Origin of the sequence: Algihabitans albus (genome assembly GCF_003572205.1) — a bacterium.
Classification (GTDB): Bacteria; Pseudomonadota; Alphaproteobacteria; order Kiloniellales; family DSM-21159; genus Algihabitans; species Algihabitans albus.
Map to the genome: position 1 here is coordinate 411,502 of NZ_QXNY01000004.1, position 13,826 is coordinate 425,327.

Below are 13,826 nucleotides of genomic sequence, written 5' to 3' on the forward strand. Positions count from 1 at the left end.
TCGGATCTGCAATCGGCCCTGCCGTCGGTCAGCCGCGTCGACTCGCTTCGCGATCCGTGAGCTCGCGCGGTTCCGTTTCGGATGTCCGAACCGGTAAGACGCGTCCGAGTTAGGTCGCCGTCGTTCCGATGTCGACGTTAACAACCTGCAAACATATGAGTGCGAAGCTTCATTTCGCGCCAAACTGGCGGAAAGGTTGCATCACGCCCCCCATGGGGGTGGCCGTGGTCTGCCGTCCGTGAAACTGCGAAGGGGTTGCCTCATGCGCGCGACCATTTCGGAAGAGCTCTTGGTCGATCGCAGCTGGACTCGATTCGCCGATTGGACGGCTGGACTCGCGTCTCGGGTCGGGACGCCTGTCTTCGTCTTTTTCCACAGCTCCATCCTTGCTTTTTGTGATGCCGAAGAGAGCGAAAGAGACCGCTGAGATGTCCGTAGCGCCTGAACCTCGAACGACGGCCCTCTCCGCTGGTCCGGACGACGGTCAGTCGAAACTGCTGGGATCTCGCGAGAGGCAGCGACGGCGCCGCCGTGGTCTCGGTATCGGCGGCAAGCTCTTCCTCGCCTTTGGCGGAGTCGCCGCGCTGACTCTGGCTTCGGCTACTGTCGCCTGGCTGTCCTACGGCAACCTCGAGGACGCGGTTTCTCGTGCCTTGAACGAAACCGTGCCGGCCATGACGACGGCCCTTTCTCTCTCCGCCGGTTCCGCGGCTCTCGCCGCCGCCGCTCCGGCGCTGGCCGGTGCGCCCGACGAAACGACCCGGCAAGCGGAGACGGCCCGCCTGACCGCCCAGCTGGTGCAGCTTCGCGGCAAGCTGCGGCAGTTGGAGACGGGAGGAGCCGACGCGACTGTCTTGGATGTCATCTCCGGCGAGGTCGATCGACTGGCGACAGAATTGGAGCGGCTCGACCGTGCGGTCGCCACGTCGCTCCGTCTTGCCGATGAGCGGAGCGAGCGCGTCGGCGCCATCGAGGTGGCTTACGGCGATCTCGCCGGGCGTGTCGCCATCCTGATCGACGACTCCAGCTTCGATTTGGTGATCGATGCGGATGACGTGACCAGCGGAACGGGACAGGCAATCTCCGGCCTGATGGATCGGGAAGTCGGGGCCCTGCGTGGCGCGCTCGAGGTTCTGGCGGAGGTCAATCTGCTCGGCGGTCTGATTGCCGAGGCGGCCAACGCCCGGACCTCGGACGATCTTACCGCTCTGCAAGAACGGCTGATCGGCTCGGTCGCCCGTATAGACGAAAGCCTGCAGTCCATGCCGGCCGATTTTCCCGGCGTGGCAGAGGCCAAGGATCTGGCTATTCGACTGGCCGAGTTCGGTCACTCCGAGCAGAACGTGTTCGACCTGCGCGCCCGTTGGCTCGAGCTGCCACCGAGCGCTGGCGAGGAGCGAAGGCTGATCGCCGCCCGGATGGAGAGCATTTCCGCCGATATGCTTGCCGTGCAGAACGAGACGCTGCGGCTTCTAACGCCCCTGGTGGATGAGGCCAGCTTCAACGTCCTGCTCGGCAGCGAGCAAGCGACCGGCAACGCGAGCCGCGCCGTCTCGGCGCTGATGAGCGACGGTGTCGGAGAACTCCGCGGTCTCCTGGAGTTGCGCGCGGAGCTGTCGGGATTGACCAACGTGTTGTTGCAAGCCTCGACTGCCGCGCAGGGCGATGCCCTGACGCCGCTGAACGAGCGTTTTCATCTGATCCGCCAGCGTATCGAACGCGTGATTTCCGAGTTTCCCGAGGACTTGGACGAGGGTGTCCTGCTCGATCGCGTAACGCTGCTCGCCGACTTCGGCGAAGGCGCGTCCGGGGTCTTTCCGGCTCGCGTGGCCGAACTGCAGTCGCAAGCCGAAGCTCAAGTCGCATTGGCGGCGGCGCGTGCGGCGGCCGCGGCCTTGGATAGCGAAGTCGCGCTGCTGGTGCGGAACGCGCAGGAGGATGTGGCGGCAGGTGCCGAAACCATCGCGACAGCCGTGACCCAGGGGCAGATCTGGCTGATGATGATTGCTGGTGCCTCGATCGCCGTCGCCGTCCTGATCGCCTGGCTCTACGTCGGGCGCGGACTTTTGCATCGTCTGAACTTGCTGTCTGCCGATATGCAGCGGATCGCGGATGGCGATCTCACCACCGAAGTACAGGTGGCGGGAAGCGACGAACTGACCGAGATGGGTCAGGCTTTGGCGAGCTTGCGCAGCGACTTGGCTGGCGCGGAGGACGAACGCCTGCGTAACGAAGCCGAGCGGGACGCCGCCGCGACCCAACGCCGCCAGGAGATGCTGGATCTTGCGTCCGGTTTCGAAATGAGCGTTGCGCAGGTGGTCGAGTCGCTTTCGACGGCGGCCGGCGGACTGCAGTCGGCGGCCGAAGGGATGGCCACTTCGGCTCAGACGGCAGGAGAGCGGGCCATCGCCGTTACCGGTGCCAGCGACCAGACCGCCGGCTCCGTCAACACCGCGGCTTCGGCGGCGGAGCAGCTTGCGGCGTCGGTTGGAGAGATCGGCCGGCAGGTCAGCCAATCGACTGGCATCGCTGCCCAGGCGCGCGAGAAAGTCGAGGCGACCAACGCTCAGGTTGCCGGCTTGGCCGCGGCGGCTGAAAAGATCGGCACGGTCGTAACTCTCATCCAGGAGATCGCGGAGCAGACCAGTCTTCTGGCGCTGAATGCAACGATTGAGGCGATGCGCGCGGGCGACGCAGGTAAGGGCTTTGCGGTCGTGGCAAGCGAGGTGAAGAGTCTGGCGACTCAGACGGCAAAGGCCACTGAGGAGATCGGTCAGCAGGTCGGCGGCATGCAATCTGCGACGAAGGATTCGGTCGCGGCGATTCAGGAGATCGGCAAGACCATTCTGGATATGAACGAGATCGCCGATGCTATTGCCGCGGCGGTGACCGAACAGAACGCGGCAACCGAGGAGATTGCCAGCACGGTCCGCCAAGCCTCGGCAGGTACGCAGGAGGTGACCGCCAATATCTCGGAAGTGAGTACGGCGGTCGATCAGACCGGTCGCTCTGCGGATGCGGTGTTGGACGCCTCCGGCGCCATGACGGAGCAGACCGTGACTCTGAAAGAGGAGGTCGAGCGCTTCCTCAAAACCCTGCGCGCCGCGTAGAGCCCGTTGTGATCGTATGGAATCGCTTTGCGGTTCCGCCGATCACAAGAAACAGACTCTCGCACTTTGAATCGAGACTGGATTTAACGTAATTTCCGGATCCAATACGTGGGTCCGACCGATCACTGTCTGGTCTAGTGCGAGCCGATCAGAAAGCGCATCGATCAGGACAGGGGTTCTGACCTCGGCTCCAGAAGATCGAGCAGGCTGGAGATCTGCTCGCGAGGCAGCTTGCCGATACGCTCCGCGAGCAGATTGGCGAGCAGCGTCGCCTCGGGGCAGAGACCGGCGGTATCGACCACGACCCGGGGGTGGGAGAGATCGGCCAGGCGTTGGAGGTCTTCCGCCTCGTCCCAGATGATGCCGAGATATTGGCAAACTTCGTGTACGAAGCGCCGGTTGGGTCTGCCCCGTTTTCCGTGTTCGAGAGCCGAGAGATAGGCTGGACTCACGCCCAAAGCGCTCGCCATGTCTTTAGCGGTGATGTTGCGTTGTCCGCGCAGTTTACGCAGACACTGACCGAAAGGGGTCATCGGCTTTGGCCTTTCGCAAGGCGGCGAATAAACTCAATTCAAGTTTATGGAATGTCGATAAGGCCCAGCTTTGTCAACGCGGGCCTTTCTAGCGGTCCCGTTGGCGGCGGAGCAGCAGGTAGAGTGCGCCGCTGCCGCCGTGTTCCGGGCGGGCGAAGTCGAAAGCCAGCACCTTGTCGCGCAGGGGCGGAGAATTCAGCCAGAGCGGCACTTTCTGGCGCAGCACACCGCCGCTTTCTCCCCGCAGCCCCTTCCCGGTGACGATCAGCAGGCAACGCCGCCCGGCAGCCTGATGCGAGGTGACGAAGCCGATCAGGGCACGATGGGCGTCGTCTTGGCGATGACCGTGCAGGTCCAACGTCGCTTCGATCGGCAGCTTGCCACGGCGCAGCCGATCTGCCGTCCGGCCGTCCACACCTGCCGTGGCTCCGTGAGACAGTTCGGTGGGTATGGCGGAGGCGCGCGCCGGACTCTGGGGGTTCGGCGGCCGCGCCGGTCGGCGGGCGGGTTTGGCCGCCGCTTGGTCGACTGACGGTTCCGCCGATGCTCCCGTAGGAGATGGTCTCGCAGTCAACCCGCTGGCCTTCGGCCGAAAACGGACTTTCCGGCCTCTCAGCGGTCTGACGGTCTCGGCGACCTTGCGCCAGAGCGCCAGGTCATCGTCCTTGCTCACTCTACCGCGTCTTCGACCAGCAGGATGTGCAGGCGCCGCGGGCCGTGAGCACCAAGCTGGATCGTCTGCTCGATATCGCCGGTGCGCGAGGGACCGGTTATCAAGTTGACCGTGCGTGGGAGCGTGCGTGCGTCCTGGGTTCTGCGCATCCGATCCCAGGCTTCTTCGTAAGCGCCGACGACTTGGCTGGTCTTGAGGACGACGATGTGGTTCTCCGGGAGGAAGTTCAGGGTCGTCGGGCCTTTGGGTCCGGAGTGCAGCATGAGGGTGCCGGTCTCGGCGACACCGGCGAAGGCGGCGGTTAGGGAGGTTGCGTCCTCCGGCTCCGCCTTACCGCTGGCCACGGACAGCATCGGTGCGGTCTCTGCCCAGGGCAGGGTCTGCAACTCCGGCTCCGGTGCCAGCCGGAGGGCGCCTGGCAAGTTGCGGTCTTTTAGATAGTCTGCGGCCGCGCGCGGAACCTCTTCCAGGGAGGCGAGACGAACCACGGTCGCGTTGACGGCTTCGACCTGTTCCTGGAAGAGGTCGACTTGTGCGGCGGCTTCCCGTTGGCTCCGCTCCGGCAGGAGGCCACGCGGGTGCGCCGCAATCCGTGCCCTGGCGGCGGCGGTATCCGTCGCGCCGTGCCCGAGGGAGCGGCGGACGGCGCCGAGGACGGCTTCGCGGCCGGCGCTCATGCCGGCTCTCGATGGGAGGTCGCGACGTCCTTCTGCCGCTCGGCCCAGAGATCCATGAAGGTTCGCCCTTCCGGTGCCGGCAAGTCCCGGTGAGCCGTCCAGCCGCCGGCCAGTGGTACGGCGGCGAAGCGCCCTCGTTTGCCAGCGAACCTTGCCAAGACCTTCGCCTTCAGTCCGGTGGCGAAGCGGTAGAGCGCCGGGCGGCGCGCAACGAAGGTCCAGGCACGCAAGCCGATGCGCATGGCCGGTGGCGAGAGGTGCTTCTCGAACTCTTGCTCCCGCCAGTGCCGCATCATCTTGGGCAAGGGAATGCGCATTGGGCAGACGGCCTCGCAGCGTCCGCAAAAGGTCGAGGCGTTGGGGAGGTGTCCGGCTTCGTCGACGCCGATCAGCGAGGGCGTCAGGACGGCGCCCATGGGTCCCGGATAGACCCAGCCGTAAGCATGACCGCCGACCGAATGGTAGACCGGGCAGTGGTTCATGCAGGCACCGCAGCGGATGCAGCGCAGCATGTCCTGGAACTCGCCGCCCAGCATCTGCGAACGGCCGTTGTCGAGCAGGATGACGTGATATTGCTCGGGCCCGTCCGGGTCCTCGGACCGCTTCGGGCCCGTCGAGAAGGTGGTGTAAGTGGAGAATTCCTGACCCGTGGCGGAACGGGCGAGCACGCGCAGAATGGCGCTGGCGTCTTCCAGAGTCGGAACGATCTTCTCGATCGAGGCCACGACGATGTGGACCTTCGGCAGACTTTGGGTCAGGTCGCCGTTGCCCTCGTTGGTGACGATGATCGACGTGCCGGTTTCGGCGATCAGAAAGTTGGCGCCGGTGATGCCGACGTCGGCGTCCAGGTACTTCTGGCGCAACACGGCACGGGCTTCCGCGACGAGCTGCTGCGGTTCCTCGAGTTGGCGGTCGTCCGGCAGATCCTTGTGGGCGGCCCGGAAATCACTCGCCACCTGTTCCTTATTGAGGTGGATCGCCGGCGCGATGATGTGGCTGGGCGGTTCCTTCCGCAGCTGAATGATGTATTCGCCGAGATCGGTTTCGATCGGGACCAGCCCGTTGGCCTCGAGATGGTCGTTCAAAGCCAGTTCTTCGGCGATCATGGACTTGCCCTTGGTCACCGTCTTGGCGCCGACCGCCTGGCAGATCTCCACCACGGCCTTGCGGGCATCGTCGGCGGTGGGGCACCAATGGACCTTCCCTCCCGCGGCCTCGACCTGCTCCGCATAGATCTCCAGGTAGGCGTCGAGGTTCTCGAGGGTGTGGTCCTTGATCTCTTTCGCCTGGTCGCGAAGCGCGTCGAACTCGGGCAGCTTCGCCGCCGCTTTCGCGCGCTTGGCGATGAAGCCCTCCTTCATATTGTTCAGCGCGCGCCGCAGCTGTTCGTCGTTCAGCGCACGATGGGCGTTGTCCTTGAAATCGCGGCTGGTTGCCTGCAAAGCGCTAGTCCTTCCCTTCGCCGATGGCGGGCCCGCCTGTCATGCCGGCCAGCACTTCGGCGACGTGGCGCGTCTCAGTCTTGGCGCCGCGGCGCTTCAACTTGCCCGCCATATTGAGCAGACAGCCCAAATCGCCTGCGAGCAATAGATCCGCTCCGGTCTTCTCGATGTCCTCGGCCTTGGTGTCGACCATCTGATTCGAGATTTCCGGGTATTTCACGCAGAAGGTTCCGCCGAAGCCGCAGCAGACTTCGGGTTCCTTCATCTCAAGCAAACGGAGGTCGGTCAGTCCGCGCAACAGAGCGCGCGGCTGCTCCTTGACCTTCAACTCGCGCAGGCCGGAACAGGAGTCGTGGTAGGTCACGCTGCCGGCAAAGCTGCCCGGCAGCGCCTGGACCTTCATGACATCGGTCAGGAAGGATACCAGTTCGTAGGTTCGCTCCCCCAGAGTCGCGGCGGGTCCGGCCAACTCGGGATCGTCCTTGAAGAGAGCCGGATAGTGCTTGCGCAACATGCCGGCACAGGAACCTGAGGGAACGACCACGTAGTCGTACCCGTCGAAAGCCGCGATTACCTGACGGGCGATGGCTTTGGTGTCCTCCCGGTCGCCGGAGTTGTAGGCCGGTTGCCCGCAGCAGGTCTGACCGCGCGGCACCTCGACCCTGCATCCTGCCTGTTCCAGCAGTTTCACGGTCGCGAAGCCCACCGTCGGGCGGAAGAAATCCACCAGGCAGGTAACGAAGAGCGCGACTTTCGGACCGGTTTCTCCGGCCTCAGGCGTGGCATCTGTCATAGCGCGATTTCTCCCAAGAACTGCCCGCCGCGAATGGTATGACCAATTTAAACGAGAATGGTATGACCAATTTCAAAAGGCAAGGCGCCACGTAGGTTTACCCGGCCCGACCGGGACTTTGGCGCTTTGAATCGCTGCCACACGGCCCTGGCCGGATCTGTTGCCAGGTGTCGCAGCCATTGTGTAATGGGCCTGTGTTATGGTGCGCACTTACATCGATGCCGGCAACGGAGGTTCGGACCGGGGCGGTGTCACGGCAGGCTGGGGATCTGCAGGAAGCGGGGCTGCGGCCGATGCACGGTAAATCGATTTTACGAAGGCGCCTGCCGGTGGCCACGTTTCTACTCGCCGGGCCAGGCGTGATTTCTTTGCTCGGTTTGGCCGCCTTGGGCCATCTGGACTGGCGGACGGCAGCGATCGCTTCGGGGCTGGTGGTTCTGGCGGTCTTCACGATCCTGTATCCTCACTTCGCCCACGTGAAGGCTCTGGCCGGCTACATCGAGGCCCTCAAGTCGGCCGGGACCAACGACGCACCTCTCCCTCGTCCACCCCACGGCTCTTCGCCGGTCTTGGCGCCGGAGCTGGACGAATCGCTCGTCGATACGGCGCGCGAGCGCCAACGCCGTCGGCGCGAACTGGAAGCGGCGATCGCCGGAAACGAATCGATCCTTTCCAATCTGCCCGACCCCTTGATCATGCTCGATCGCAACCGGCGGATTGTACGGGCAAATCCGGCGACGGAGGACCTCTTCGGCACCAGTTTGATGGGCCGCGATCTCGTCGGCGTGCTGCGCAATCCCGCCTTGCTCGATGCCGCCGACGCAGCCGTCGGGCGGAGCGAGAACCGAGTCGTGGAGTTCGCTCTGCACGGCGATATCGAGCGCTACTTCTCCGCCCGTCTGGTTCCGCTGCGCACGCCGGCGCTGGACGGTACGGTAGCGATCCTGTCGCTCCACGATCTGACCGGCGTTCGCCGGGCGGAGCGCATGCGGGCCGACTTCGTCGCCAATGCCAGTCACGAGCTTCGCACACCGCTGTCGAGCCTCATCGGTTTCATCGAAACCCTGTCCGGCCCGGCGCGCGACGATAGCGAGGCACAGCATCGGTTTCTCGGCATCATGCATGAGCAGGCCTTGCGCATGGCCCGGTTGGTGGACGATCTGCTCAGCTTGTCGCGGATCGAGATGCAGGAACACACGCCGCCGACCGCAGCGGCGGAGCTGGAACGCGTGTTGGAGTCGGTGGCCCGGGCGCTGGAGTTGAAGGCGCGCGCACGCGAGGTTCAAGTCCGTCTGGACGTGACGGAGGCGCCGCCGGTGATCGGCGAGGCGGACGAGTTGGCTCAGGTGTTTCAGAACTTGCTCGACAACGCCATCAAGTACGGCCGCCGAGGTGGCCAGGTTCGTGTCAGCGCGCGTCTGCCGGATACGCAACAGGATCCGGCGGCCCGCCGGATGGGACGCCCGGCCGTCGCCGTTTCCGTGACCGACGACGGCGAAGGGATTGCCCGGGAGCACCTGCCGCGCCTGACCGAGCGTTTCTACCGCGTCGACACGGCCCGCTCGCGAGAGCTCGGCGGCACCGGCCTGGGGCTCGCCATCGTCAAGCACATCGTCAATCGCCATCGTGGCCAGCTGACGATCGAAAGTGAAGCCGGGCGCGGCACGACCTTCACCGTTTATCTGCAGCGCGCGGAGGTTGTTGAGGATGGCAGCGGGCTGCAGGGCGAGGCGTCTTCCACGGTGGCTGTGCGGACGCCGCAGAGTTCCGGGAACGGGCGGGAAGCGGGCCGACGCCGGGCCGTCTAAGGGGTCGGTCGCCGGACAGCGGATTTCGTCCACAAACCGGCCTCGGTGTCATCCAAGCGTAATATTACCGTAGTAATTCCTACCCTACCTCTGGATAGGGTCCGCCTTGGCTGGCGCTCGGGAGGCGTCGGTTTTCGTCAGGCCCAATTACGGCCCAACACAGCCAAGCGGAGACTATCTGTGATCAAGCACACGCTCGCCTTCGCGGCTGCTGCAGCCATGGCGCTTGCCGCCACTTCGGCTGCGGCCCAGTCGCGCGATCAGATCCGCATCGTCGGATCTTCGACGGTGTTCCCTTTCTCAACTGCAGTCGCGGAGCAGTTCGGCAACAACACCGATTTCCCGACGCCCGTGGTCGAATCCACCGGCTCCGGCGGCGGTCTGAAGCTGTTCTGCGCCGGCGTGGGCGTAGGGCACCCGGACATCACCAACTCCTCGCGCCGGATCAAGTCCTCCGAATATGAGGACTGCACCTCCAACGGCATCACCATCACCGAGGTACGCGTCGGTTTCGACGGCATCGTGCTCGCCAACTCCAAGGATCACGCGCGCTACCAGCTGACGAAAGACCAGGTCTTCCGGGCGCTGGCCAAGACCGTCGTGGTCGATGGCCAGTCCGTCGCCAATCCGAACGACCTCTGGTCCGACATCGATCCTTCGCTGCCGGCCGAGCGGATCGAAGTGCTGGGCCCGCCGCCGACCTCCGGCACGCGTGACGCCTTCGTCGAGCTGATGATGGAGACGGGTTGCGAAGAGGCCGGTATGGCCGACACCCTGGGTGACGACGCCTGTGCCGAGATCCGTGAGGACGGTGCCTATGTCGAAGCCGGTGAAAACGACAACCTGATCGTTCAGAAGCTGCAGGCCAATCCGGTCGCTCTGGGCATCTTCGGCTTCTCCTTCCTCGATCAGAACCGCGATGCCATCCAGGGTTCGGTGATCGGCGGTGTCGAGCCGACCTTCGACAACATCGCCGCTGGTGACTATGCCGTGTCTCGCTCGCTGTACTTCTACGTCAAGAACGAGCACGTCGGCGTGATCCCCGGCATCGAGGAGTATATCTCCGAGTTCACCTCCGAGGACTCCTGGGGTCCGGACGGCTACCTCGCCGACCGGGGTCTGATCCCGCTCCCCGAGGACGCACGCGCCGAAATGCAGCAGCAGGCTCGTGGTCTTCAGAAGCTGACGATGTAGGCTTTTGAACTCGGTCTGAAGACGTTAGACATCCGGCGGTCGGTGGCTAGAGTGCACCGACCGCCGGTTTGGATTTCTTCCGACCAGACGGAACTTTGCGAAGCTGTTTCTTTTGGAATGCCCGGATCCGTTGAAGCCGACGCTGTGATTGCTTCCTCGGATCCGCCGTAAGAGGCGCCAGCTCCCGTTAAGGAGCATCGGATCGAAAGCCGACCGCAAGCCTAGGGCCGCGTCTGGCTGATCTGCATGGGTTTGGGTGAGACCGCGAGTTACACGAAGTCCGTTACACGACGTCACGGAACTCTATGTTCCAGCCGGCCGGAAGGCGGGCGAATTATTTCGGTAGCGCGATTGGGGACGCGTGGGGACTATGGGCATCTCGGTCGTTCTGTTTGTCATGCTCGCCTTGACCGTTGTCGGCTATCTGCTCGGCACGCGTCAGGCCTATGCCGTGACGGGCAACAAGCCTCACCAACTTCACTCCCTGCCCAGCTACCACGGACTCTACCTGGCGTCCTGGGTGCTGCTGCCGGCGCTCGTGGTGATGGTTATCTGGCTGATCGCCGAGCCGCATGTCGCGGAAATGCGGTTGATCGCCAATCTGCCGGACGACTTCTCGCAACGCAGTTCCGATGAGCAGCGGCTTCTGATCGGCGATATCGAGGCGCGGGCGCTTGGCGGCATCGTTTCAGGCGCTCTGGATCCCATGTTCCAGGCGGCCGGCGAAGTTTACGCCGAAACCCTGGCCGCCAGCCGCTGGCTGATGATCGCGGTCATGGTGGCGCTGATGGCCGGCGGCGGTCTTCTCGCACTGCGGCGGGTGCAGCCGGATATGCGCGCCCGGAACAAGGTGGAGCAGACCGCTTCCATCATCATGATCATCGCCTCGACGATCGCGATCCTGACCACGATCGGGATCATTTTCTCTCTGCTGTTCGAGACCGGCCGCTTCTTCAGCAAGGTCCCGATCACGGAGTTTCTCTTCGGAACCCAGTGGTCGCCGCAAATCGCGTTGCGCGCCGACCAGGTCGGCTCTTCCGGCGCCTTCGGCGCGATCCCGCTCTTCGCGGGCACTCTGCTCATCACCCTGATCGCGATGTGCGTGGCGGTGCCGATCGGCCTCTTCAGCGCGATCTACATGTCCGAGTATGCCGGGAAGAAGCTGCGGGCCTCCGTCAAGCCGATACTTGAGATTCTGGCGGGCGTGCCGACCGTGGTTTACGGCTTCTTCGCCGCTCTGACGGTGGCGCCCTTCTTCCGGAACACAGGTGAATCCATCGGTCTGACCGTGTCGTCGGAGTCCGCGCTCGCGGCGGGGATCGTCATGGGCATCATGATCATCCCCTTCGTCTCATCTCTGTCGGATGACGTGATGAACGCCGTCCCGCAATCTCTGCGTGACGGTGCCTATGCCCTGGGCGCGACCAAGGCCGAAACCGTGCGCCAGGTCATCTTGCCCGCAGCGCTCCCGGGCATCGTCGGTTCGGTGCTGCTGGCGGTCAGCCGTGCGGTGGGTGAGACCATGATCGTCGTGATGGCCGCCGGACTGGCCGCCAATTTAACCGCCAATCCTCTGGAGGCGGTTACGACCGTGACGGTGCAGATCGTCACGCTTCTGGTCGGCGATCAGGAGTTCGATACCGCCAAGACCCTGGCTGCCTTCGCGCTCGGTCTCACACTCTTCTTCGTCACGCTGTGCCTCAACGTTATCGCCCTCCATGTCGTCCGCAAATACCGAGAGAAGTATGACTGACGCGACCGCACCCTCCGAAGGCATCGCGATCCGCCGACCGGACCTCTCTCCGGCGCGGGTCCGCCGTCGCTACGCCGCCGAGACGCGTTTCAAGACCTATGGCCGTTTGGCCATCGCGGCGGCCGTCGTCATGCTCGGCATCCTGCTGTTCTCGATCGTCGGCAGGGGCTGGACAGCCTTCTTCCAGACCCAAATCGCCGTGGACGTTTTCCTGGATCCGAACGAGATCCAGATCGAGCGAAATGCGGATGGTGAGATCATCGACATCGACGGCGAGTTTCGCAGCCTCGTCAACGAGGCGCTCTTCGCTCTCTTTCCCAACGTCGAGGAACGCACCGAACGGCGGGCGCTCCGTAACCTCGTGACCAGAGACGCTGCCTTCGAACTGCGGGCCGCCGTTGAGAACGATCCGGATCTGATCGACCGAACCGTCAGAGTCTGGATCACCTCGTCCGACGATGTCGATACCTATGTGAAAGGTCAGATCACGCCGATCGAGACCTTCGAGGTGGCCGGCATCGCGACGCCGACGGGTACGACCGGAGAGATCGAGATCCTGACCGGTGCCAACGACTTCGCCAACATCGCCAGCGAGATGAAGGAGCGGCTTGCGGAGCTCGCCGAGGATCGGGCCGCCAATGCCGAGGCGGCGGGCAATGCCGCCGTCCGTCTGCGGGACGATTTGGCTGAAACCCGAAGCGATCTGGGAACGGCCGAAGCCGAGGATGTTCCGCGGCTGGAGGCGCGCGTGGAGCGCCTCGAAGGGCAGATCGACTCCTTGACCTCCAATGCTGAATCCGCGGCACGCGATGCCGAAGACCTGCGCGTCCGTGCGGCGCAGGTCGGCAGCACGGAGGAGTTGAACAACCGCTTGCCGAGCTATCTTGTCGAAATCAACGGCGGCCTGGTCAAGCTCACCGCGGTCAGCCCGGCGCGCGCCACAGGTCAAGTTCTGATCCCCCTCGAGTCGGAGGCGAGCGCGCAGCCGCAGGATTGGAATCTGATTTCCTATGTCATCGCCGAGTCCAATCGCCGCGTGAAGGACAACGAAGTCGCGTGGGTCGAGACGCTGCGCGAGCGGGGTCAGGTGCAGACCGTTTTCAACACGCCTTTCTTCACCGAAGCGGATAGCCGCGAGCCGGAGCAGGCCGGGATCTGGGGTGCCGTCGTCGGGTCGTTCCTGACTCTCGTGATAACGCTGACCCTGGCTTTCCCGGTCGGTGTCCTGGCGGCCATTTACCTGGAAGAGTTCGCACCGAAGAATCGTCTGACCGACCTGATCGAAGTCAACATCAACAACTTGGCGGCGGTCCCTTCGATCGTCTTCGGCCTGCTGGGCTTGGCGATGTTCCTCAACTTCTTTGGACTGCCGCGCTCGGCGCCGCTGGTCGGTGGCATGGTCCTGGCGCTGATGACGCTGCCGACGGTGATCATCGCATCCCGTGCCGCGCTGAAGGCCGTGCCGCCGTCGATCCGTGAGGCGGCTTTGGGTGTCGGCGCCTCAAAGGTGCAGACCGTGACCCACCATGTGCTGCCCCTTGCCATGCCGGGTATTCTGACCGGGACGATTATCGGGATGGCGCAGGCCCTGGGTGAGACGGCGCCTCTGCTCATGATCGGCATGGTGGCCTTCATCGCGGACGTGCCGGGCGGCTTCACCGATGCGGCCACGGTCTTGCCGGTGCAGATCTTTCTCTGGGCCGATGCTCCGGAGCGGGCTTTCGTGGCCAAGACCTCCGCGGCGATTATGGTGCTACTGGCTTTCTTGATCTTTATGAACGCGATGGCCGTGGTATTGCGGAAACGCTTCGAACGGCGATGGTAGGGGGCGACGACCATGAGC

Annotated in this window: 9 protein-coding genes and 2 pseudogenes; 6 read left to right on the plus strand and 5 right to left on the minus strand. The window is 64.2% G+C overall.

All coding sequences use genetic code 11. The features are described 5' to 3' along the window. Positions 1–428: 428 nt before the first annotated feature. Positions 429–3,110, plus strand: coding sequence for a methyl-accepting chemotaxis protein (locus DBZ32_RS12035; RefSeq protein ID WP_119167386.1), 2,682 nt, complete (start codon positions 429–431; stop codon positions 3,108–3,110). Between the two features lie 164 nt (positions 3,111–3,274). On the opposite strand, the gene DBZ32_RS12040 is transcribed toward DBZ32_RS12035, so the two are convergent. The 5 genes from DBZ32_RS12040 to DBZ32_RS12060 all read right to left on the minus strand — a co-directional run bounded on the left by DBZ32_RS12040 (position 3,275) and on the right by DBZ32_RS12060 (position 7,228). Continuing rightward, positions 3,275–3,643: a helix-turn-helix domain-containing protein gene (locus tag DBZ32_RS12040; protein WP_119167387.1), complete on the minus strand. Its 369-nt coding sequence runs from the start codon at positions 3,641–3,643 to the stop codon at positions 3,275–3,277. A gap of 88 nt (positions 3,644–3,731) precedes the next feature. Then, positions 3,732–4,058, minus strand: a complete 327-nt coding sequence (locus tag DBZ32_RS22470; protein WP_235830163.1) for a Smr/MutS family protein — start codon at positions 4,056–4,058, stop codon at positions 3,732–3,734. A gap of 254 nt (positions 4,059–4,312) precedes the next feature. Beyond that, positions 4,313–4,993, minus strand: coding sequence for a LutC/YkgG family protein (locus DBZ32_RS12050; RefSeq protein ID WP_119167389.1), 681 nt, complete (start codon positions 4,991–4,993; stop codon positions 4,313–4,315). Continuing rightward, positions 4,990–6,435 carry a LutB/LldF family L-lactate oxidation iron-sulfur protein gene (locus DBZ32_RS12055; RefSeq protein ID WP_119167390.1) on the minus strand — a complete coding sequence of 482 codons (1,446 nt, stop codon included), beginning with the start codon at positions 6,433–6,435 and terminating at the stop codon, positions 4,990–4,992. Before DBZ32_RS12055 ends, DBZ32_RS12050 begins: the two co-directional genes overlap by 4 nt. 4 nt (positions 6,436–6,439) lie before the next feature. Further along, positions 6,440–7,228 (minus strand): (Fe-S)-binding protein, encoded by a 789-nt coding sequence (locus tag DBZ32_RS12060; protein WP_119167391.1) that lies wholly within the window; start codon positions 7,226–7,228, stop codon positions 6,440–6,442. A 329-nt stretch (positions 7,229–7,557) separates the two neighbouring features. Here DBZ32_RS12060 and DBZ32_RS12065 point away from each other — a divergent pair, with 329 nt between their 5' ends. The 5 genes and pseudogenes from DBZ32_RS12065 to pstA form a co-directional block, all read left to right on the plus strand. Next, positions 7,558–9,036 carry an ATP-binding protein gene (locus tag DBZ32_RS12065; protein WP_235830164.1) on the plus strand — a complete coding sequence of 493 codons (1,479 nt, stop codon included), beginning with the start codon at positions 7,558–7,560 and terminating at the stop codon, positions 9,034–9,036. 180 nt (positions 9,037–9,216) lie between these two features. Continuing rightward, positions 9,217–10,230: a substrate-binding domain-containing protein gene (locus DBZ32_RS12070; protein ID WP_208539203.1), complete on the plus strand. Its 1,014-nt coding sequence runs from the start codon at positions 9,217–9,219 to the stop codon at positions 10,228–10,230. Between the two features lie 370 nt (positions 10,231–10,600). Beyond that, complete coding sequence (pstC, locus tag DBZ32_RS12075) at positions 10,601–11,983, plus strand: phosphate ABC transporter permease subunit PstC (RefSeq protein ID WP_119167393.1); 1,383 nt, start codon at positions 10,601–10,603, stop codon at positions 11,981–11,983. After that, a pseudogene (locus DBZ32_RS22475) lies at positions 11,976–12,461 on the plus strand (DUF3333 domain-containing protein); the annotation flags it as partial. The gene pstC and the pseudogene DBZ32_RS22475, both read left to right, overlap by 8 nt. 543 nt (positions 12,462–13,004) lie before the next feature. Then, a pseudogene (gene pstA, locus DBZ32_RS22480) lies at positions 13,005–13,808 on the plus strand (phosphate ABC transporter permease PstA); the annotation flags it as partial. Between the last annotated feature and the right edge of the window lie 18 nt (positions 13,809–13,826).

Excerpts from the sequence above, each read along its gene's own strand:
- DBZ32_RS12035 (WP_119167386.1), top strand. The coding sequence starts at position 429 with ATGTCCGTAGCGCCTGAACCTCGAACGACGGCCCTCTCCGCTGGTCCG.
- DBZ32_RS12040 (WP_119167387.1), bottom strand. The coding sequence starts at position 3,643 with ATGACCCCTTTCGGTCAGTGTCTGCGTAAACTGCGCGGACAACGCAAC.
- DBZ32_RS12050 (WP_119167389.1), bottom strand. The coding sequence starts at position 4,993 with ATGAGCGCCGGCCGCGAAGCCGTCCTCGGCGCCGTCCGCCGCTCCCTC.
- DBZ32_RS12060 (WP_119167391.1), bottom strand. The coding sequence starts at position 7,228 with ATGACAGATGCCACGCCTGAGGCCGGAGAAACCGGTCCGAAAGTCGCG.
- pstC (WP_119167393.1), top strand. The coding sequence starts at position 10,601 with ATGGGCATCTCGGTCGTTCTGTTTGTCATGCTCGCCTTGACCGTTGTC.